This is a genomic window from Cytobacillus sp. IB215665, assembly GCF_033963835.1.
GTDB lineage: Bacteria > Bacillota > Bacilli > Bacillales > SM2101 > Nanhaiella.
Window position 1 is genome coordinate 285,512 of sequence record NZ_JAXBME010000001.1, and the last position, 23,277, is coordinate 308,788.

The window sequence follows — 23,277 nt, forward strand, 5'->3', positions numbered from 1 at the left end:
CGTAGTAAAAATTGGTAGTGAATTTACATTTTATTTTCAAAAAACGCTAAAAACTGTTGCAAAATGTGACAAGTCTTGTAAAATAGTAGTTGGGAGATTGTTATCCCAAACAGGAAAAAAATGTTGGCAGGAATTCGTTGACATTTGTTCCTGAAATAATTATACTAGTAGTTGTTTATGATTAAGTTTAAGAGGATTACATATTAATAGCTTACTATTGTACATATTCTCTTGGATTTAATTACTATCAATTAGAACTTTAAGTAGCAAAAGGGAGGAAATTATTCAATGGCTTACCAACCAAAATCTTATCGTAAGTTTTTAGCCGGTTCTGTTTCAGCTGCATTAGTAGCAACTGCAATCGGACCAGTAGCAGCTAGCGCTGCAAATGATTTCTCTGATGTTAGCTCTAGTTATTGGGCTCATGATGAGATTTCTGCATTAGCAAATGAAGGTATTATTAACGGGTTCCCTAACGGAACTTTCGGACCAGACTTAACATTAACTCGCGGTCAAGCTGCGAAATTATTCCAACGTGCTTTAGGCCTTGAAGTACCTGCAGATCTTAACTCTTTCTCTGACTTAGAAGGACATTCAGATCAAGAGCTTTTAGCAGCAGCTGCAGCAGTTAAAGCTGCTGGCATCTTCAAAGGTAGCAACGGTGAGTTCGGAGCTGAGGACGTATTAACTCGTGCTCAAATGGCTTCAGTTATCGTTCGTGCTTTCGGTTTAGAAGCTAACGACGTTGACGTTACATTAACTGACCTTGACACAATTGACGTTTCTCACAGAGATAACGTATCAGTATTATTCCAAAACGGAATTACAACTGGAAGAGATAACGGTACTATCTTTGATGGCGCTGACAGCGTAACTCGCGCTCAATTCGCTACATTCTTATACCGTGCATTAGGATACGATGTTGACCTAAGCGCTTCAGTAAAAGCAATCAACACTACAACTGTTGAAGTAATGTTTGAAGATGCTATTGAAGACGTTGACGCTTTAAACTTCGCTATCGAAGGTTTAGAAGTTGAAAACGCAGCAGTTAAACAAACTAACAGCAAAGTAGCTGTATTAACTACATCACCTCAAGAGGGTGGAGAAGTTTACACAGTAACAGTTGATGGCGAAGAAGTAGGAAGCTTCGAAGGTGTATCTGCAGTTGTTCCAACTGACATCGAAGTAGTATCTCACTCTTTACAAGGTATCGTAGGTAAAGAAGTAACAGTTCAAGCTGAAGTAACAGTTGCTGATGGTGAGTCTAAAGCTGGTATCCCAGTTACATTCAACATTGCAGCTAATGCTGATTTCAACAATGCTCAAGTAGTGGAAGTATTCACTAACGAAGATGGTATTGCTGAGTACTCTTACACTCAATATGCTGGTGGAGAAGATTACGTAACTGCTTATGCAACTGGTAACGCTGACCTACGTTCTACAAGCGGTATGGTTTACTGGGGTGTAACAGATCGTTTAACTATCACTGAAGTTGACGAAGAAGAAGGCAACACTATCGATAACGGTGAGAGCAAGGTTTATAAAGTAAAAGCAACTACACCTAAAGGTGGAGCAGAATCAGGCTATGTAAATGTTACATTTGCTGAAAACGTTAATGTTGACCCTGATCAATCAATTAGATCTGTAGTAGTTACAGATGTTGTTGAAGGAGAAGGCGAATACCCATATCAATATACAAATGGTAGAGCAAATCAAATACTTGTTAAACTTGATAAAGACGGTGAAGCTACATTCACTGTAACTGGTGAAGATGCTTCAGTAACTCCAGTTGTATTCTTTAACGGTGAGTTCGATGAAGATGAAAAGCATGATTGGGACGGTGTATCTCATTTATCAGCTACTGACCTTCAAGCTCAAGCAGAAACAGTTACATTTGAAGATGTAGAATATATTGATTTAGAAGTTGAATCTGTAGGTACTAAGTATGCTGCAGCGATCACTAACTACGGTTTAGGTGGACGTGAGTATAAAGTAACAGTTACAGATGAAGATGGTGAACTAGCTCCTAAGGGAACTAAAGTTTACGTTACTCTTGAAGGCGGAGACTTCGATGGTGATGTATACTTTGAAGATGAGTCTAATCAATTTACTGGAGACCTAGATGAAGGATTCTACGCTAAGACTGATGCTGACGGTGTAGCTACATTTAGAATCATTGGTGAATTTGATGATGATGACGAAGCTTACGCTACTCCAACATTCTTCCTTAACAATGGAAGTGATGATGATGAGTTAGATTCTAAAGATACATCTGCTAAAGGTGAAATTGTATACTTTGGAGACGCAGAAATCGAAGGTGCAGGCTTAACTGTACTTGATGAAGATGGTAACCCTGGAATCGAAGAAACTACAGTTGGTGAAGCAATTACTTTCGTTTATTCATCTGTAGACCAAAACGGTTTTGCTTATTATGATAAGGACGAAGACTTTGATGCTACATTTACAGTTGATGCAAAAATTGCTGATGTAGATGTATATTATGGTGATAAAGTTGTTGGTTCTCCTGACGAGACAGTTCGTGCTGGTCATGACGAGTCATTCAAATTAGAAGCACATGAAGGTCAAGCTGCAATCACAATCGTTACTGAAGATGCTACTAAAGTAGTTGTAGATGCACATGCTTCAGGAGATTCTTTACCAAAAGATTCAGCTACAGTGGAATTCAACAAGTATTCTACTTCAGAAGTGTATGGCTTCTTAGGAGCTTATGATACTAGTGAAGATGAATTAACGATTATTGATCGTAATGGTGAAGCGCACAATTACAGCTATGCTGGTGAAGAGTATGAAGAAAAAGGTTATGGAATTGAAAAAAGCGAGTTCGAGCGCCTTCTTGATGACGAGCCAGAAATCTCAGTAACTAGCGATGATGAAGGTAACTTAACATTTAACATTGTTGACTTAGATGTTACTCCTATCGCTCTACCAGATGCTGACGATGTAGTTGATGACTTTGTAGATGCTGATGCTGATGCTGGCGAATTACAAGGTGACATCACATTCACAACGCTTGATGGCGTAGCTTATGATGTAACTGTTGGAACATTTAATACTAATTTCACTGGAAACGGAAACGAAAGAACTGTAGCAGTACCAGCTGATACAGTTGCTGATTCAGTAGAAATCACTGTTTCAAATGGTGAAGGATATGAATTCACAGCTTCTTATGATTTATCTGAAAAAGATAATGATGACAATGTTGCTGCAGATGAACTAGTTCGTCTAGCATTAGAAGCAATTAATGAAGCAGCTTACGAAGGAAAATGGGATGGAGTAGACTTCAATACTTTTGGAACAGCTGAAATTACAGATGTAACAGCAGCTAATGAAGGTGATGTAAAAGAAGCTCTTGAACCAATTCGTCAAAGAGGTGGAGAGTTAACTGCTGCTGAAATCCAAGATGTAGTAGATGGAATAGTAGCACAACCAGTTATCGACGCAATTGCTGCATTAGATAACACTTCTGATCAAGCAACTGTAGATGCAGTAAGAGCTGATTATAATTTATTATCTTCAGCACAACAAGCATTAGTTGATGATACTGAATTAGTAGCACAAGAAAACAGATTAGCAGCAGATGCAACAGCTGTTTCAGATGACGCTTTAGCTCTAACAGCTCCTGCGTTCAATGTTGGTGCTGATCAACAAGCTCCATCATTTACACTTGTTGCAGCAGGTGCAAATGGAACTACAATTACATGGAGTGCTGGTGGTTCTGCTTTCTTAACAGATGCTGGTGTAGTTACTCGTGATACAGCTGGTAACGGAGATCAAACTGTTACTCTAACAGCAACTATCACAAGAGGTTTATCTACTGAAGATGTAACATTTGAAGTAGTAATTCCTGACCTTACAGATATTGATCTAGCAACTGGTGGAGATCAATATGCTCTTGTAACTGTAACTAAAAACTAATAGCTTTTTAATTAATAGCTAATTTTAAAAAACAGAGAGTCTAAGCTCTCTGTTTTTTCTTTTTATATATTTAGCCACACCCACTTCTAAAAAAGTAGTAACTCTCTTCTGTGGTATCATTCAGATATCCTAATATATATACCTCAATCCAAGTTGACTTAAAAAATAAAAATGTATAATATATTGTTCTTATATCAAATTAATAATGATGTATGTAATATTTATGTACATCCTTCCTAACTTTCCTGTAAAATTTTAATGCTACAATCTTAAAAATAACTACCATTGTTAAGGAGCGAAATCCATTGAATTCTAAACCTATTCTAATTATAGCTATTTTTGTTGTAATGTTATCCATTCTCACAGCATGCTCAGGAAATAGTACTAATGATAAGCTAGAAGGTGTAGATAAAACAGTTAAAGAAATGCTTTTGAACCATACAACATCAAATGGTGAAAATTTGCTTGATCTTTTTGATAAAAACTTTACTACTGTATCAGCAGAGCAAGCAAATGAAGAAGCTACTGTTTGGCGCCTGACTGGAAACTATGAAGGAACAGATTATCAATTTGTAGTAAGTGATGAAGAGCTCAAATTAGAAAAAAGTAAAGATGAACAGGCTGAGGCTTGGAGTCCAGCAACAGAAGAAGACTATAATCTCTTGTTAAATCAATTTACATCAAAATAACTCCATCACAAGAAGGAAGCCAGAGGGTGAAAACTCTCTGTGTTTTTTATGCTGACTAGGTCAATAAACCTAACGATCATGCCTTTTGTCTCAATTTACTCCATATAGATTGCCATCATAGGAAAACTTTGCTACTCTATTAATATTGGAGTGGACTCTTTTAATTAATCTACTCTACTTTATTACATGAGCAAATCTTTAGTATAAAGTATATTTTTCATATTTAGAAAAAATAGATTAACAATAGATAGTAGCTTAAATATACATATCTTAACTAGTAAAATCATATAGTTACTGTATTTCGATAGGGGGAATAACTAGATGGTCATGTTTTCATCAGCACCTATAGATGGTGTCATTTCTAATAATGGAATGTACGTAAGCAGCAATGAAAACGGTACAGAGCAAACAGAATGGAAGCAAGTCTTTGATGATGAGGCACGAAAGATTAATCCGCTGTTTGATGTAAAGGTGCAGCGTAATGATTTAATACTAGATTCTATTCAAAATAACGATTGGTCTAAGTACCACGATTTCCAAGCAAAGCAGCACCCAGCTTGGTACGAAACAGTAAACGGACAAGCTACACCAAATAAAGTGTATTATGGCATGCTTATAGAAAATAATTTACAAACGATAAAGGAAGCTGAATTAGCTGGGGATAGAGAAAAGGCTGTAAATTTTCAAAAGAATTTAGAAGAAAATATTGAGAAGTTTAATAACGCACCAGGCGTTGTGCCATACATCGTAGGTTTAAACAGCTCAAGCTCATTCGCTTCAAAATACGGTGTATCGGAGCCAAGTAGTGATTTCTTTGATAGCAAATGGAATTCTCCGCTCGTCGTTTCACAAGGTAAGTTTGAACAAAATATGTGGTATGATAATGCGTATATTGCTGAGAATTCTGAAATGAAAAATCATCTAGAAACATTGGTTGCAGGATCATTTCCTACAAGCCAAGATATTTCCGAGCCAACAGAAATTATTGCAGCTAGTGTGAAGGAAACAGACGTAGATAACTCTCAGCCTGTTGAAGATGATGTAGAAGTATCAAATCAAGATGTCGAAGATACGACTGAAGAGGTAGTGTTACAAAACCTATTACAACAAAAGCTACAATACAAGCCGAGCTTTGATTACGTCAAGGAACTTTACGAGCAAGGAATATAGTATAATCACTTTTAATAAATTGAATATGAATATGGAAAGATAGAGGGATTCTGCCTTCTATCTTTTTTTACTATAAATACTACTTATAAGCAAGGGTGTGTACTATGTGCTTTTATTACTAGCGAATAGTCTGAAAGTAACTTGAAATTCCATTAATATGAATAAATTGTAAAAAAAGCACTACAAAAACTCTAAAATATGGTAAATTATATATATACTATATAAGGAGGTAAACGATGAGTAGATTAACTGAAATGATTTTAGGTATTCTTGGTGGGTTACTAGGGTTTGGCGGTGCATTTTTAGCTTTGTTTATTGGAACAGTAGATGAAGTAGTTTCTGGATCTAGTGAAATTAGTAGTTTAGGTGTTAGTGCATTTTTGTTTAGTGCTCTTGCAATTATTGGCGCAATTGTCGTTAAATTTAAAGCAAAATTGGGCGGAGGCCTCATGTTAATTAGTGGAATTGCAATTTTAGTTTCTATTAGTTTATTTGGAGTTATTCCAGCTTTATTTCTTATTCCTGCAGGCTTAATGGGTATTTTAAGAAAATCAAAAAATCCAAATGTAGCTGTATAAGATACATACAATTAACAAACTATTATTAACATCCCAAAAGTTTTTCCTTCAATCTTAGAATCTACATAAAACTCTCCTATGTTTCAACAACTTAGACTCCGTTTCTATATCTAATGAGTGTTCTAATTCTTTCAAAGTAAGTACTTAATATTATATATACAAGGCAAATTCTCTATGCATAGAATTATTTGTTTAAAGGTCCTCTATTAATGTGTCCGTATTGGTTCAAATCCAGCAAAAGTTATGGGATTTGGATAATGATACGAAAAATATTGATTGATGAGACCTTTTTCTTGTGAAAAAATGTCGATTTTAGCGATATTAGTATTCTATCATTTTGAAAGTCGCAAATTGTTAAGAGAAGGTTGTATTCAAAGTTTATTAATATATGAAAAACACCCTAGAATAAGGCTTAACCTCGCATACTAGGGTGTTGCTCATTATCAACGAATATTAAGAAATGTCGTCCGTATCCTTCGAACCTTTCTCATCTTCAATCTTTACTTCGATATTATTTACTGTGTTATTATTTTTATCAGTGACTGAGTTTAATTGTTCGACATATTCACCGACAAGATCCTCAGGGTCGTCTCCGTCTAAGTCAACAACGAGATAAACAACTTCGTCAACGACTGAAGCTGACTCAACATCGTATGTTCCTCCCCCAACTTCAAACGATAGCCTAGATAGTGTATCTTCGTCCATGTTCTCGGTGAAGGTGATACTAATGATAGCTTTGTCATCATGATCTTTATGTTTATGAACATACACTTCTGCTTCATCATCATCAAATGCTATTTCAGGTGATATGCGATCTTCAACGAGCTCATCATTAATTTCTATCGTTTGTCCGAAACGGTTTGATGTGTATGGATCATCAATAGTTGTAATATAGATTTTGTCATCATTAATTTTAGCATCATGATCTAACTCATCATCATCATCTAAAATAATCGTTAACACCGTTTCATCATCTTCCATCTCGATGTCGTAATCATCGATTTCAAGAATTTCGCGTGCATCAGCATTGCGATCTCCATCCTCATCTACATACACTTCAAAGTCATCAATGTCAAAGTCATAGAGTGGTTCATCAAATGTCACTTGAATCGTATCTGTCTCTAGCGCAACAATCTCTTCACTACCAATAGCAAAGCTTTCTTCGGAATCCAGCTCAATATCGTTTGTTAAGCGTGCTGTACGCACACCATTATTATTTGCGACCATGGCAACGGATAACGTAATATCATCGACATCGCTATCTTCAATATCGTCAAAGATGTCATCTAAAAAGTCTTCATACGCTTCTGACAATATCCCTGTTCTTTTGATTACAATTTCAAGCATTTTGCCACCATCATATGGGTTTGTGCTTATTCTTACATTCTGTTCGTCATCTAGATCCTCCAATAGCACGGAATCATTTTTGTACGCTAACTCGTATTTGTCTAAATCTTCAATTGAATATTGCCCAGTTGTAGCCATTTTTTCATTGAAGTCAATGACGAAATATAGCGCATCATCATCTACGAATACATTTGCTGTAAAGTCTTCTGGTGGCACTTCACTGCCAGCCTCAAACGTATATTTGTTTTCATCTAATTCGTTTTCAAATAAATCTTCAATATCGTAAGCCTTTAACGTATATTCAGCTTTTGGTAATTCTCCGTAGCGTGTATCTAACGTAATGATAAACGTTTGATCATCATAAGCGTCTTCTTCTATTTCAACCCTCTTAATAAATAAATCATTGTCATCATCATCGTAAATTGAGAAGTTCTCCTCGTCTAAAGCAGTGTCGGTATTCACTGGTTCAGAGAACGTTACGAGCAGCTGGACATAGCTAGTAGAAGCATCCTCTTCGCTAATCATTTGTACATTCTCGATAATAGGTGATGTTTCATCATCGCTTAATGAAATAGATTCAACAATAGAACCATTCGGATTGCCCCATAAGTCAAAAATGGCATATGAATCAACGAAGATTTCTGTGTCACCTTCCATTAAATCATTCTGTCCGAAGATGACGACGATTTCTCTTTCATTCTTTTGATAGACTGTTTGTGCTTCGTGTGAACGATTCGTATGGTAGAAGCTTTCTTCGAAGTCTCTGTCTTCATCATCAAGCTGGATGTCTTTGTTAAAGACAAGTGTAAATTGGTTAGGCTGAATATTCGTCACTCGCTCTAATGTAGGGTCCGTATTGTCATAATCAACGTCAAATTCAAATGTAGAGCTTTTTACTTGATATTTTCCATAATCAAATAATTGATCAACTAGTGTTAACGTATGATCGCCTTCTTTAATCGTTGAATATAGCTCGATATTGACAGCTTTACCGTGATCAGTAACGGTCATCGATTTTATTGAATATTTGTCATCGTCGATTTCAAATGCTGATTTGATGTCTCTGTTAGTAATCTCTTCTCCGTGCAATGCATCAAAATCCATTGCTTCAGAGAAGCTGACTTTAATGTTTCGTTTGCTGATGGCGCTCACGTCAACAACTTCAGGTACCGTTGTGTCTAGGAATTCAACACTTTCTCCATAATCCTCTCCTGTAATCGTTTCATCAACAGTGACGTAAACGTCTGAGTTATTTTGTTGTACCTCTTCAAGCGTAATAATAATTTTGTCTTTATCAGCTCGAATTTGAGCGATCTCAATGTTATCATCCCGGTCATCAACGATGTCGTAATAACGCATATTTTCCACGATGTCACTATTATATCGATCATGATTTAAATCGATTTCTATTTGGCGTAAATTCGGTGCAGTAATATCTTTAATTGCTAACGGACCATCTTCAATAACAACCGTTGTATAGACCTTTTTATCGACGCCTGCAACTGAACCAATTAGTTCGTAGACTCCTGGTTTCGTAAAGTCAAAGTCTTGGTCATTCCAACTAACTGCTGCTTCTTCTGTTCTACCGTCGTAGTATGAAACTTGAACAGTGTCTGGTAAGACTACCTCTTCACTAATATCAAACGTCATGTCAGGTACATCTTCTACAGACTCTATTCTGAACATGGAACGATACATAAATGCTGCAAATTGTCCGCGTTTAACGGCTTCCGCAGGAGCGTATCTACCATCATCTTTACCTGTCGTAATGCCATTTTGGAACAGCACTTTAACAGCGTCAACGTATTCTGAACCGACTGTATGTAAATCTGTTAACGTAACATTGACATCAGGATTTGGCTTTAAATTAAACGCCTTCACAAGCCACATCGCCATAACATCTCTCGTTAGAGGTGCGCCTGCGTTAAATACGTTATCTCCATCCTCTTTTAAGAGGTTAGCACTTTTCATGGCTGCGACATAATCTGCGAATTCAGAGCCTGGCTGAATATCTGTATAGTCTGCGATGAGCTCGTCAACATTATTAGGAATATCGATGTCGAGCGCTCGGGTAAAGAGCTTTGCTGCTTGGCCTCTCGATAACGATTGATATGGCTTAAATGTGCCATCAGGATAGCCTGTAATGATTCCCTTTTCGACAAATGTTTGGACTTCTGTGTAAAAGGTTTCTCCTGCTTTTAAATCAGTAAAGTTTGTTTTTGCATGTATAGCAGCTGGAGTCGCTACACTTGCGACAAGGGCAGCAGAAATAGCTGAAGCGAGAAATTTCTTATTGTTCAAATGGAAATACCTCCTTATTTTTCGTTATAAACTATTAATTACCAATTTAAGAATACTATAAATCTAGCATGAATAAAAGGAATCTCATAGGTTTTTAGACAAAATTCTAGTGCTTTTTAGCCGTTAAAAATGTCGCATGCTGTCACGTTGCTGACTAGTGAATTGAAAAATACACATGGCTGTTCGATGCATTTGTTTTTCTAGTATATAATGTGACTCTTTCATCTGTAGCTGCTGGTCATACGTAAACGTAATAATCGACTGAATATCAGTGTTTGTGGATGATGTATAAGGTTGGATTTGTTTGATGTGGTGGTGAAAAATCCAGCTGTTTTCAAAGCGTTGTGGGGATTGCGTAGGAAAAGCGAAGATATGCTGTTGAGGGTTAATAGGAATGGGAACCTTCTGTCTTGAGCCAGTTAAGTGTGTCACAGCGGCACGCCTTCCTTCATAAGTAGCACCTCCGTCTAAGCAGGCTGCTTTGACGAGCTGTAACGGTGTTTTAGCGATAACTATTTGTCGCTGTTGCTCGTAAACAATGGTGTCATAGTCACAATGAGTAGCTGGTAATAGTACCATTGTACTTTGATTGATCTCATAATCTAGCAATACTTTTTCCATAGGAAATGACACTCCTTTATTGAGGGTAATAGCGGATAGGGGAAAATGCACGAATTTAATCATGTGAGCAGTGGGGGGTAAGGGGCTACTTGTTATTTTTATTTAATGCTTTTAGTTCTTCTGTAACTTGTTCAAAAAGGCTGTCAACACTCATATCTAGACCTTTATGAAGCTTATAAAGGGTAAATGTCGTCGGAATCTTTTCGCCACGTTCTATTTTTCCTAGATTTTTATCATCAAGGTCTGTAATTTCTGCTAGATCCTCTAGCGTTAACTTCTTACTAAATCTTCTTAACCTAACATACTTACCAACAGCTTTTCCGAAAATCTCTCGTTCTTCCAAGTGCTTCTCTCCTTTTTTAAAACTATTATCAAATGGAAAAATGAGAGAGAACACGTCCTATAGGACTCTAAATGTAAATAACTAGTAAAATTAGAGAAACTTTTTTATCAAGGTTGTTTTTGCATTGCTGGTTGTTACTCGTATGAAGAAGAATGCACGTATAGCGTTCACGACATACATCCATTCTCCTGAAAACATACAGTACAAAATTTAGTAACAATAGCTTTACGAAAAAAGCCTTTATAAAAGCTGTTTTCGCTTACTTGTTTTCCTAAAAAACCTAATCACAAATCTTTTCTTCTCTAAGACTATGACAGTCATATAAAACACCACAGGTACTTATATGAAAGTGAAGTAAGCAACAAAGTTTACGAAATGAGCCTTCATAAAAGATTGAACGGCTCCTCGTAAATACGTACCAAAACAAGGTTTAAAGCCATTTTCAGCGTTTTAACATATGTCTGAGTAAAAAATAACAAAAAATTGAAAAAAACACTTGAAAGTGACGATGTTGTCACTTATAATAAATGACAAGGTTGTCACTTAGTGACGATGTTGTCACTTTATAATAAATATGAGGGGGATTTTAACAATGGAAGCTACGAAGCAAAACAGTTTGTTAAAAAATAAGCAATACGTATATTTGATTGCGTCACAGCTCGTATCAAGCTTTGGGGACTGGTTAGACGTTCTTGCGTTAATGGCTTTAGTCGGATTGAAGTGGGAGGTATCACCATTACAAATGGCTGGTGTCATGCTCAGTATGGCATTGCCGATGATCTTGTTCGGTCCATTAGCTGGTGTGTTCGCAGATCGTTTTGACCGCAAGAAAATGATGATAATATCAGATATCGTTCGCTGTCTCGTTGTCATTGGTTTCGTCTTCGTTACAAGTCTTTGGCAAGTATATGTTTTATTATTTATTAAAGGGGCTTTCAGTAGTTTATTTGTACCAGCGAAAAACGGTAAGCTGAAGGAAATTGTTGATGATGAACAAATGCAGCAGGCGATGGGAATAAGTGGCATGATTGATAATGGAAGTAAAATTGTAGGACCGATGATCAGTGGTGTTCTTGTGTCAACGGCTGGTATCTACTGGGCATTTTATATTGATGCGGCAACATTTATTGTATCTGCATTATTACTTATCGGAATCAAAAGAAGTACTTACGAGAAGGTTGAAGCTAAGCCTGCTGAACAAAAGGTTGCTTTTTTCAGCCAACTGAAGGAAGGTTTCCAATTTCTAAAAGGTTTTCCGAGTTTGTTATTTGGTCTAATCGTGCTAAGTCTGTCACTATTCGTGCTACAAATTGCAGATTCGCAGCTCGTCATTTTATTTCGCGATATAGATGGCAATACGATTGATCTACTAGGCTATTGTATGGCTGCGAGTGGAGCGGGCATGTTCATCGTATCAGCGATTCTTACGCGGAGAAAGAAGTCACTACCAATCAATTTTGCGATTGCAGTAGGTGCGACTATTCTGGGCTTATGCTTTGCAGTGCTTCCGTTACTCATTCATTTACCAGCATCAATGATTATGGTTATCTTTCCAATCTTATTTTTTATTGCGGGTACATCAGCAGGAATCATTATCATTTCATTTAACGTTGGCGCTCAAAAAGCGACTCCTGTACAATTAAGTGGTAGAGTGTTCGGAACGATTAATAGTATGACGACGTTTGCCGCACTCATCGGTATGGCTATGGGTGGGCTGTTAGCTGAAGCATTTGGTGTAGTAAGTGCAATTCTTCTGTCAGGAAGCCTATTAACAGTTGTAGGAATCGCGACATTTATCATAACAAGATTTTTAGAAAGAGGGGATCGAGTTGCCAAAGGTCACGGACGATTACAAGGAGAAACGACGTCGTGAAATATTGGACGTAGCAGAAAAGGTATTTTGTGAAAAAGGATTTGGGTCAACGACGATGACTGATATCGTTAATGAGACAGAATTTAGTCGCGGAGGAGTATATAAATATTTTTCGAGCACAGATGAAATGTTCCAAGCCATTATGGACGACAGAGATAAGAAATTTAGCACATACTTTAATCAACTTGCAAGTGACTACGAAACGATATGGCAAGCCCTTTGCTATTATTTAGATGAGTTCGAAGGCAATTTGAAAAGCCTTAAAAGCGAATTCGGCATAGTTCAATCAGAGTATTTTATTATGAGCTCAAGATACAAGGAAAGAGGACCATTTTTACAGTTAAGAGTGGATAGAAATATGAAGGTCTTAGAAGACTTTTTACAAATAGGTGTCGACACAGGTGAGTTCAAGCCAATACAACCGTTAGAGGCTATTGTGCTCTTTCTTAGCAATATTACAGACGGCTTATACTTAAATACACATATGGTTGGCTATGAAAGAGCACATATCGTTGAGCAATTTGAAGGCTTGAAAATGTATCTTACACAAGCGTTAGGAGTTGCGAAGAACTAGTTTGGTTACTGGGAAGTGTTATTGCCGCTAACCGAGGAGATTGAATAAGTAGAATATTACGGGAATACATGAAGAAAATGCTATAAATAGTTAAGCTAAGAGCAATGCGAATAGGCATATGCTCTTTTTCGTGTGTTCTACTGAATGGTGGTTAAATAAAGGTATGTGTGGTAATTGTTAATATGCATAAACTGGTAAAAACTGTTTATATATGTGTGAAACTAATCTATATTCTTGACGTCTAATCATTGTAGATAGGGAGTGAATGATGTGCGGAAATTACTTGTTTCTGGAATATTGATGTTATTGTCATTCGGCTGCAACAACATAGAGGATGGCATGAACGTGATAGCAAGTGAAAAGGTTTTACCAACAAATTTTCAAGAAATTGCTTTTGAGAGACAAGAAACGCCATACAGGGATTATTTAGTGAGCAAAGTTGTTAATGAATCAGACTTTGAAGAAGCATGGAATTTATTCAACTTTGAGGATGATATGCCACTTGTAGACTTTAACGAGAAGGCGGTTTTTTTCATTGGACTTGCTGAGTCTGGTTCTTGTCCATACAACATAAAAAGTATGAAACAAAGCTCTAATAACAAATCGATCACAGTTTCTTTATCCTCAACGATGGGCCCTTGTACAGATGATGCAACACGAAGAACATTTGTTATTGAAATTAATAAAGAAATGGGCAAAGAAATAGAGAGTGTTGTTATTGATGAGGGTAGAGTTGAAACAAGCGTACCATTAGCAAAAAACTTATAAAAAAAATGATTTTATGACCGTAAAGAAGCGTAGTGCTTTTTCACTGGCTATAAGTCTATTATCACACATCCATTATGTTGAAATAATAGTTTGTGGAAATTCAAGCAATGTGTTCACATCATTTTGCTACAATCAAAAGGATGCTACATAAATAGATAAAATTCTTCACGAAACGACAAAAAACTTCAACAAGGTCGTTCATTGACGAGAGCAGTGCTATGATGGCGATTGCTCTTTTTTTTGTTCACTTTGTGAAACTACTGTCGTACTTTTGTGTATTAACGCCTCAATGCTAAAAACGAGGGAAAGGTGTATTGATATACAAAAGTAGAGTACGTTAACCGCTTAGTTTATGCCACTAAAACTGATGTCCAGTATGTCTATTATATATCTAGTATCAAACTAAATGACTATAAAAACAATGTAGAAATATGTCGAAAAATGTCTTTATAGGAGGAATTATTCAATTATGGCAAAATGTATTGAACAAATATTTTGAATTTTGTAAAGTTTACATGTGGGCTGATAATGTAAGTATTTATACATTTTCGGTAGTTCCAAAAATTATTACAGGTGTTATTCTTATTTTTCACATTTGAATACTTTGTAAAATCCTTTGAAGGGGCTCACTAATAAAAAGAGAAAAGAGGAGAAAAATGAAAAAGAACAGAAAAATTGTTTCATCAGCACTAGCAACAGGGTTAGCACTAAGCACAATACTCGTTCCTACAACAGGCACTTTATCAGTAGAGGCAAAATCAGAAAAAGTGTCTAAAGAAGAGAAGAAGGAGTCAAAGCAGAAAGAGAAACTAGACAAGATGCGTGAAAAAACCAAAAAGAAAAATGGAAAATTTAAGGTGTCATGGGATGAAGAAAAAGACGTTCCACGCCTCGTATCTGGTAAACTATCAGATGCTAATGTAGATATTACAACCTTCCTTGAAGAGAGTAAGGATATATTTAATATTGATGATGGGGAGTTTGATGTAAATAGTGTAGAAACAGATGAGCTAGGTATGTCTCATTATCGTACACAGCTTACTGTTGACGGAATTCCTGTATATGGTGCAGAGCTTCTCGTTCATACCGATGCTAATGGTATCGTTACAGCAGTGAATGGGCAAGTAGAACCGAAGCTAGGGAAGAAAAAATGGAGTAAGTCTGTCAAGCTATCACAAAGAGATGCGATTGAGGTGGCTGAATCAAACTTAAGCTTCACACCTGATGCAAATACGTATACGACTGAGCCGGTTTCCGACCTTTATGTGTATGAGCATGAAAACAAATGGATGCCAGTTTATATCGTTGAATTACAATTCCTAGAGCCATATTTTGGCCGTGAATTTTTCTTCATTGATGCGAAGAAAGGTGATGTATTGAGGTCGTTTAACCAACTTCAACATGCTGAAGCGACTGGAACAGGAACAGGTGTATTAGGTGATACGAAAACGATTAATACGTTTGAACAGAATGGAACATATTATCTATCTGATCGCACGAAGGCAAGTGGCAGAATTGAAACGTTTGATGCTGGTGATCAATGGGCGACTGGTTCACTTGTATCAGATAGTGATAATAACTTCAACTCTTCTCGTCACAAAGCAGCAGTAGATGCACATTATTATGCTGGTGTCGTCTATGATTACTTTAAGAATGAGCATAACCGTAACAGCTACGATGATCAAGGTAGTGATGTTATTTCAAGTGTTCACGTTCGTGACCCAGATGCATTAAATCGACCATGGAATAATGCGGCATGGGTTGGTACTCAAATGGTGTACGGTGATGGAGACGGCACAACATTTACAGCGCTGTCAGGATCATTAGATGTTGTTGCTCATGAGTTAACACATGCTGTCACTGATTTTTCAGCTGATTTAGTTTACGAGTTTGAGCCTGGTGCATTAAATGAATCATTCTCTGATGTGTTTGGTATTATTGTAGAAGCTGATTATGAAGGCTCAGCAGATTGGTTATTAGGTGAGGATGTATATACGCCTAATATAAGTGGTGATGCGTTAAGAAGTGTTTCAAATCCTACTCAATACAACCAGCCTGCTCACTATGATGATTTCGTCGTTTTACCAAATACTCGTGAAGGTGACTGGGGTGGCGTTCATATCAATAGTGGAATCCCTAACAAAGCCTTCTATAATATTGCGACAACGATTGGCCTTGATAAATCAGGGGATATTTATTACCGTGCGTTAACAAGATATTTAACGTCACAATCTCAGTTTATTGATGCGCGTAACGCATTGTTACAATCAGCTGCAGATTTATTCGGTGAAGATGGTACTGAGTATAACGCAGTTGCTGATGGCTTTGACGCAGTTGGAATCGGTGGCGATATTATCGTAGATCCTGATGATACGTTTGAACCAAATGATTCATTAAGCGAAGCATATAGTGTAACAAGTGGCGACAGATATACTTCTTACATTTCTTCATCAACTGACGAAGATTTCTATACGTTCACAACTGGTGGTGCTGGAGAAATCACTGTTGATTTAACGAATGTACCACAAGATTATGATCTATTCTTGCTTGACGAAAATGGCTCGACTTTGGATAAATCTGAAAACGCAAGAACGTCTGACGAATCAATTACTTTCTCTGCGTCTGGAGAGGATACATTCTATGTAAAAGTTATTGGTTATAACGGAGCAAATAGCTCAAGTCCGTATTCATTAACTGTGTCGTTCCCAGAAGAACCGACAACAGAAGGTGAATGGTACTATGAAGAAGCAAGCTATGATACACCACATCCATATTCAAACAACTTCACTGATACATTTACGTATCAAAAAGCGGGTGCTGAACAAGTAGCTATCCATTTCTCAGCATTTGAAACAGAGGCAAACTATGACTTTGTTCATATTACAGACGGAAATGGTGCAACAGTAGCATCATATGATGGTACACAAGATGCATTTTGGGTTGTAGTTGATGGTGATGAAATTAATGCGACATTAGATACTGATTTCAGTATTACAGCGTATGGCTATACAATTGATCAAGTTGGCTACTTTAGCGATACACCACTAGTACAAGGAGTCGACCAAGGTGAAGCAAAAGAAGCATTTTATGATGAAATAGAAGAAGCAGATAAGCCTGATCCAGACGCTTATGTTGCGCCAGTACGTGAGGAAAAAGAAGAAATAAGTGAAGGCGAAGAAAGTGGCGAGGATACTGGTGAAGAGAGCAGTGAAGAAGTAGGTAACGAAGAGGAAGAGGAAAGTAGTGAAGAAGTAGGTAACGAAGAGGAAGAGGAAAGCAGTGAAGAAGTAGGCAACGAAGAAGAAGAAGGTAAAGAGGAGGAAGAGGAAGAAGGAGCAGGTGAAGGCGAAGGAGAAGGAACTGGCGGAGGAAACTAAGGTTAATAAAATTGAGCTAGGTATACACCTTTTCTACTATGACAGCTTGAATAAGTTGGCGGTTGGTAAGCCGTTTATTCTGACCTACAAGTACGTTACGTACTTGTAGGTTTTTTACGTAAAGGGCTTCTAATAAGCTTTTACTGTATAAGTACATCAAGGCACAATTTAATGTAAATTCTCTGCTTGCGCAGGCGAAATAATACGCCAAGAAGTAAGACTCTTATTATTGAAAATGTTACTACATGAGAATACTAGAAACTGTTTGTGTGTACGGGCATCTATATGATCTTTACTATGAACAATAGGAAGTGGCTGTCTGATAATTATCATTCTAATGAAGAAAAGCAGTCATTAACGTTATTGGCAAGTGTATGAGATAACTAGTATGAATAATAACAATTGATAAGAAAACAGCCTACATAGCTATTGTTACTAAATGAGAACAGCTAGAAGGTGGTTAGGTAAAAACAGCCAGCTCTATTTAAAGAGAAGTTGCCAACATCATCTACTAGATAAGCAGAAATCAGTGTGAAAGTATTGTGGCGTAATCAACGCATTGAATGAGTAAAAATACTATATTACTTTATAAATATAACTATAAATATATTTATATAAGTCGTCAAAATAGTAAGAAAAATAAAGTAATCGTTATAGATAGTGCATATTTTGACGAATCATGACAAATTATCAGATTTTTTGTCGTGTATATTATTGTGATAATATATATATCCCGGGACCTATTTTTGAACAATATCTTTTATGTGAATGTTTATTTCCACGTAAAACGTTCCGTAATAGGTTTAAGAAAAATTGCTAGTTAACTAGAACTAAATGATGATTTTCAACTAATTCAGTTTAAGTATTTAACATGAGTATTATTGTGATAGGGGTTAATAGTGCACATTGATTATTTGCTTCAACATTGAGATATAAATAGGTATCGTTTTATATCCTAGTAATCACATAAATACTCTTGAAATTGACAATAAGTCAATGCAAGCAAGTACAGAGAAAATATACTGAGAGGAAGAAATCTATGAAAAAGAGGAAAGTTGTTTCAACCGTTCTAGCAGCTTCATTAGCACTTGGTACTTTGTTAGTTCCAACTACAGGGACTGTTGATGCAAAATCACTTACAGAAAAATCGACAAAGAAAATCGATAAAAAAATAAAACAGCTAGAGAAGCTGGAGAAAATGAAAGACAAATCAAACGGTAAATTCCGAGTTTCTTGGGATGAGAAGAAAGGTATTCCACGCTATGTCTCTGGTAAACTATCAGAACAAAATGTGGATGTGTTAGCATTCCTAGATGAGAATAGACAAGTATTTGACTTAGATGCTGGAGATTTTACGATTAAGCAAACAGTTACTGATGATCTTGGTATGACGCAATATCGTACACAGCTGACTGTTGATGGCATTCCAGTTTATGGATCAGAAATGCTCATTCAAGTTGATGGTGATGGTATCATCACTTCCATGATTGGTCAAGTAGAGCCAAAGCTTGAACAGAAGAAATGGCGTAATTTTGTGAAGCTATCTGCAGAGGATGCAATTCAGGTCGCTGAAAGCAAGTTAACTTTTACACCAGAAGCAGACACGTATACGAAAGATCCAGCTTCTGACCTTTATCTTTATAAGCATGAAAATAAATGGATGCCCGTTTATATTGTTGAATTGCAATTCCATGCACCATACATTGGTCGTGAATTCTTTTATATTGATGCAAAAAAAGGAGAAGTACTACGATCATTTAATAGAATTGAACATGCTGCTGAAGTAGGGACTGGAACAGGCGTGCTTGGGGATGAAAAAATAGTGAACACGTTTGAACAAGACGGGACATATTATTTATACGATACTTCGAAGTCTATGAATGGTGTTATCGCAACATATGATGCCGAAAATACTTTTAGCCCGTTGTTAAGAGTTAATCCATCACCAGGTGTATATGTAACGGATGATGATAACGTCTTTGATTCAGCTACTCAACGCGCAGGTGTTGATGCCCACGTATACGCTGGAGTTGTATATGATTATTTCTTAAATAACCATAATCGTGACAGCTATGATAATCAAGGTGGCAATATTATTTCTAGTGTACACGTTGGCACGAACTATAACAATGCTGCTTGGACTGGAACACAAATGGCGTACGGTGACGGTGATGGGTCACTATTTACATCATTATCCGGCTCATTAGACGTTGTTGCACATGAGCTTACACATGCGGTTACGGACACATCCGCTAATCTCATATATGAATATGAATCTGGGGCACTGAATGAATCATTTTCTGACGTGTTCGGTGTACTCGTAGAAGCAGAACAAGACGGAGCAGCTGACTGGCTGTTAGGTGAGGATGTGTATACACCTGCTATAGCGGGAGATGCATTAAGAAGTGTTGCAAACCCGACATTATATGGACAACCGGATCATATGGACGATTTCCTCGTGAAAAACGATGAAAACGCACTTGATTGGGATTTTGGAGGGGTTCACACAAATAGTGGAATTCCGAATAAAGCATTTTACAATATTGCATCTGCAATTGGTCTTGAAAAAGCTGGCGATATTTATTACCGTGCTTTAACAACTCATTTAACATCACAAGCGCAATTTATTGATGCACGAAATGCTTTATTGCAATCTGCAGAAGATTTATACGGAGCAGATGGGACTGAATATCAGGCAATAGAAAGTGGTTTTACAGCTGTAGGAATTGATGATACACAAGCAGCTTCTAGTGACAATTTTGAGCCAAATGATACATTAAGCACTGCACACGCTGTAGAAAGTGGAGAAATATATACATCTTATATCTCTTCTGCTGATGATTTAGATGTATATACATTCACTGCCGGAGCTAGAGGTCAAGTGACTGTAGATTTAACAAATGTACCAGATGATTATGACCTATATTTATTAAATCGTCGCGGAGAAACAATAACCGCATCACAAAATGTAAACACACTTGCGGAATCACTTACTTATACGGCAGCTGCTGGTGAAAAATTATATGTAGCAGTCGTCGGTTATGATGGTGTATTTAGTACAAGCCCATACACACTAACTGTTACTTATCCATAAAATGCTTAAAACCATAGGTAGGTAAGCCATATTGAACATACATGTCTAAGCCACCCCCTCATATTTTCACATATGAGGGGGACTTTTTTTTTGATGCTATTAGAAGCTTACTTTATCTAGTTCAACGATGGCCATCGTACATCTAGAAATACAAATTAATTTGTCTTGTTCATCCACAATTTTAATTTCCCATACATGTGTTTTTTTTCCTCGGTGTAACGGTGTTCCGATGGCGGTCACAACGCCACCTCTTTTAGCTCGTATATGGTTTGCATTAATCTCGAGACCGACACAGCCTTCTTTTTCCTGATCAATGAGATTGAAAGCTCCGAAACTCGCGACGGTTTCTGCTAGTGCTACAGAAGCACCGCCATGTAAAATTCCAAAAGGCTGGCACGTTCGTTCATCCACAGGCATTGTAGCGACAGTGCGCTCTTCATTTACTTCTACAATCTCAATACCGAGATGATTGACTAATGAATTTTCAAAATTTAATCCTTTGCTCATGAATTCTCCCCCTTATCCTCTTTCTTTTATTGTCACACAACTTATTATAATTTTCCAATTCTTTAACAGAATGTTTCGTTAAGATTTCTTACATTCGGTCATGTGGAACAATGTATTATCATTGGAAATAACGCGCTACTTAGCTTTCTCATTCAATAAGCATTGTTTTGGGGATGAAGGCGAGCACATAACATCACGTTTTGTAGGTGTAATTCTGTATAACAGCAAAGTATACGAAAAAAGTTACATTATTCTTTTTCTATCCATGATTTTCGAAAGTCATCATACCCAAAAGCTTCGAAGCGAGTATCTTGAATTAAATGGTGGAACTTGCGGTGAATGACTGGGTGATACCGATATACAATAAGATGCTCGTTTCTTAAATATTGTTCTACTTTATCTATCCATGCTTCCCGCTTTTTATAATTTGGTTCATACTTAACACGCTCAAGATAATTTTCAATGTAGTGTAAGTTTTTGCGATCAATAAACCTTTGGAAGACATTTGATTTGTTATAAAACGAATCTAAAAAAGATAGGTGAAAATCATCTGATGTCACCTCGCCTGCAAAAAGTAAATCGGCTTCTTGATCAATGGTTGCTGAATAGAAGTCATCCATATGAAAGTATATACACTTAAGATGAATACCTTCAGTTGCGGCAGCCTTCATAAACCATTGGGCCTGTTCTCTTTCATCACGTGTGTCTCTCGTATATAGTGTTATTGCTTCACCTTGATAACCCGATTTCTTTAATAGTGATTTTACGAGTTTCTTATCTTTACTGTCAGGGTGTGATTTCCATGGAAAATAACTGGATGCTTCTATTAAATTCTCTCTTCCTAAATCCTTCCACATTTGTTTCATATCTAATAAGTGAAATAGTGCTAACCGAAAGGAATGTTGTAGGACAATTGAAGAACGCCTAAGATTAAATGCAAGAAACCTAAAGCCTGTTATCATATCCTCTTTGCGGATCGTTGATTCTTCCTTCTCTTCTCCTTTAATTTGAATCGTCATCGTAAGATTTGATTCGCTCGGCAGAAGGTAAAATTCAATTTCATCAATTAATGGTCTTGCAAGAAAATATTGATCAAACGCCTCTAACACGATCATCGTATCAGTACGTTTTTTGAGTTGAAATGGACCCGTGCCGATCCACTTGTTTTCATCAAACGGTTCATCCTCTGGAAGAATTGAAAAGGGAATTGAGCTAATATAACGAATGAAAAGTGGATTTGATTGAGCCAATTGTATGCGAACGATGAAAGGCGAAACACATTCGATCATTTGGATATCCTGAACGATCCAATTAAGAGAAGATGTTCGGTCTTTTAGTCGTTCAATCGTATATTTCACATCACCACTATTCAAATTGCGTTGATGATGAAATTGCACCCCTTTCCTTAAGTAAAATGTCCAAGTTCGGTAATCATTGTCAACCTTCCAGCGGTGTGCGATGTGTGGGTTAATCGTATCAGCTTGTTGATCATAGGTAACGAGAGTACTCCCTAATTGTTGGATTAAATAGTTTTCAAAATCGATGGCAGAGGATTGTGGGTCTAAAGTGACAATTCTTTTTTCAACTGCTAATCTTAGCACTTCTTTCGATTGATTCGCCGATTGCAAACCAAATAGTTTTTTGACTTCTTTTGATACATTAGCTATCCATGAATTTGGAATTGGTAATTGTAATAACTGAAAGATACGTTCGATTTGGTCATGTTCAATACAAGTTAATACAGCCTGCTCAATTTCCTGTTGCAAGGGGTTTTTAAAGTTGATGCAAGAAGGGTTTCCCCTACCTCTCCCAGGATGGTAAATACATCTCCCATCCTCTTCGAATTTCCTAATTTTTATTTTTACATTTTTTTGATTGCAATACCATACTTGTTCAAGCTCCTTAAGCTTAAACGACACTGTTTGTTTTATTTCTCTAGGATATAAATACGCTCGCATTTGAAAATATGCCAAATCCTTCATCGTTTTCTCCTATCTAAAAGGGGTCGGTATTAGTTAGATTATACCCTTTTTATCAGCTTTTGGATAAAGCATAATAATTTGTAAGCAATTGTTATTTCTATTTTATAATAAGAAGGG

The 23,277-nt window shown here is 36.8% G+C and carries 14 protein-coding genes; 9 read left to right on the plus strand and 5 right to left on the minus strand.

What is annotated here, in order from left to right; genetic code table 11:
* The first annotated feature begins 288 nt into the window (after positions 1 to 288).
* The 4 genes from SLH52_RS01235 (at position 289) to SLH52_RS01250 (ending at position 6,373) form a co-directional block, all read left to right on the plus strand.
* The gene (locus tag SLH52_RS01235) at positions 289 to 3,936 is read left to right on the plus strand and encodes an S-layer homology domain-containing protein (protein WP_320207485.1); all 3,648 of its coding nucleotides are present in this window, start codon (positions 289 to 291) and stop codon (positions 3,934 to 3,936) included.
* A gap of 305 nt (positions 3,937 to 4,241) precedes the next feature.
* The gene (locus tag SLH52_RS01240; protein ID WP_320207486.1) at positions 4,242 to 4,625 is read left to right on the plus strand and encodes a hypothetical protein; all 384 of its coding nucleotides are present in this window, start codon (positions 4,242 to 4,244) and stop codon (positions 4,623 to 4,625) included.
* A 321-nt stretch (positions 4,626 to 4,946) separates the two neighbouring features.
* Positions 4,947 to 5,795 carry a hypothetical protein gene (locus SLH52_RS01245; RefSeq protein WP_320207487.1) on the plus strand — a complete coding sequence of 283 codons (849 nt, stop codon included), beginning with the start codon at positions 4,947 to 4,949 and terminating at the stop codon, positions 5,793 to 5,795.
* A gap of 236 nt (positions 5,796 to 6,031) precedes the next feature.
* On the plus strand, positions 6,032 to 6,373 hold the full coding sequence (locus tag SLH52_RS01250; protein ID WP_320207488.1) for a hypothetical protein: 342 nt from the start codon (positions 6,032 to 6,034) through the stop codon (positions 6,371 to 6,373).
* 453 nt (positions 6,374 to 6,826) lie between these two features.
* Here the strand turns inward: SLH52_RS01250 and SLH52_RS01255 are convergent, their stop codons facing one another.
* The 3 genes from SLH52_RS01255 to SLH52_RS01265 all read right to left on the minus strand — a co-directional run bounded on the left by SLH52_RS01255 (position 6,827) and on the right by SLH52_RS01265 (position 10,985).
* Complete coding sequence (locus SLH52_RS01255; RefSeq protein WP_320207489.1) at positions 6,827 to 10,021, minus strand: S-layer homology domain-containing protein; 3,195 nt, start codon at positions 10,019 to 10,021, stop codon at positions 6,827 to 6,829.
* 123 nt (positions 10,022 to 10,144) lie between these two features.
* On the minus strand, positions 10,145 to 10,642 hold the full coding sequence (locus SLH52_RS01260; RefSeq protein ID WP_320207490.1) for a competence protein ComK: 498 nt from the start codon (positions 10,640 to 10,642) through the stop codon (positions 10,145 to 10,147).
* An 85-nt stretch (positions 10,643 to 10,727) separates the two neighbouring features.
* A complete protein-coding gene (locus tag SLH52_RS01265; RefSeq protein WP_320207491.1) occupies positions 10,728 to 10,985 on the minus strand; it encodes a helix-turn-helix transcriptional regulator in 258 nt (85 codons plus the stop codon).
* A gap of 592 nt (positions 10,986 to 11,577) precedes the next feature.
* On the opposite strand from SLH52_RS01265, the gene SLH52_RS01270 reads away from it, so the two are divergent.
* The 5 genes from SLH52_RS01270 (at position 11,578) to SLH52_RS01290 (ending at position 20,671) form a co-directional block, all read left to right on the plus strand.
* Positions 11,578 to 12,858 (plus strand): MFS transporter, encoded by a 1,281-nt coding sequence (locus SLH52_RS01270; protein WP_320207492.1) that lies wholly within the window; start codon positions 11,578 to 11,580, stop codon positions 12,856 to 12,858.
* A complete protein-coding gene (locus SLH52_RS01275) occupies positions 12,815 to 13,432 on the plus strand; it encodes a TetR family transcriptional regulator (RefSeq protein ID WP_320207493.1) in 618 nt (205 codons plus the stop codon). Before SLH52_RS01270 ends, SLH52_RS01275 begins: the two co-directional genes overlap by 44 nt.
* 270 nt (positions 13,433 to 13,702) lie before the next feature.
* Positions 13,703 to 14,200, plus strand: coding sequence for a hypothetical protein (locus SLH52_RS01280; protein WP_320207494.1), 498 nt, complete (start codon positions 13,703 to 13,705; stop codon positions 14,198 to 14,200).
* A 656-nt stretch (positions 14,201 to 14,856) separates the two neighbouring features.
* Positions 14,857 to 17,577, plus strand: coding sequence for a M4 family metallopeptidase (locus SLH52_RS01285; RefSeq protein ID WP_320207495.1), 2,721 nt, complete (start codon positions 14,857 to 14,859; stop codon positions 17,575 to 17,577).
* 1,039 nt (positions 17,578 to 18,616) lie between these two features.
* On the plus strand, positions 18,617 to 20,671 hold the full coding sequence (locus SLH52_RS01290; protein ID WP_320207496.1) for a M4 family metallopeptidase: 2,055 nt from the start codon (positions 18,617 to 18,619) through the stop codon (positions 20,669 to 20,671).
* Positions 20,672 to 20,770: 99 nt separating this feature from the next.
* Here SLH52_RS01290 and SLH52_RS01295 read toward each other — a convergent pair whose 3' ends face one another.
* Together SLH52_RS01295 and SLH52_RS01300 are read right to left on the minus strand one after the other, a co-directional pair.
* Positions 20,771 to 21,178, minus strand: a complete 408-nt coding sequence (locus tag SLH52_RS01295; RefSeq protein WP_320207497.1) for a hotdog fold thioesterase — start codon at positions 21,176 to 21,178, stop codon at positions 20,771 to 20,773.
* A gap of 248 nt (positions 21,179 to 21,426) precedes the next feature.
* Complete coding sequence (locus tag SLH52_RS01300; protein WP_320207498.1) at positions 21,427 to 23,160, minus strand: ABC transporter substrate-binding protein; 1,734 nt, start codon at positions 23,158 to 23,160, stop codon at positions 21,427 to 21,429.
* Between the last annotated feature and the right edge of the window lie 117 nt (positions 23,161 to 23,277).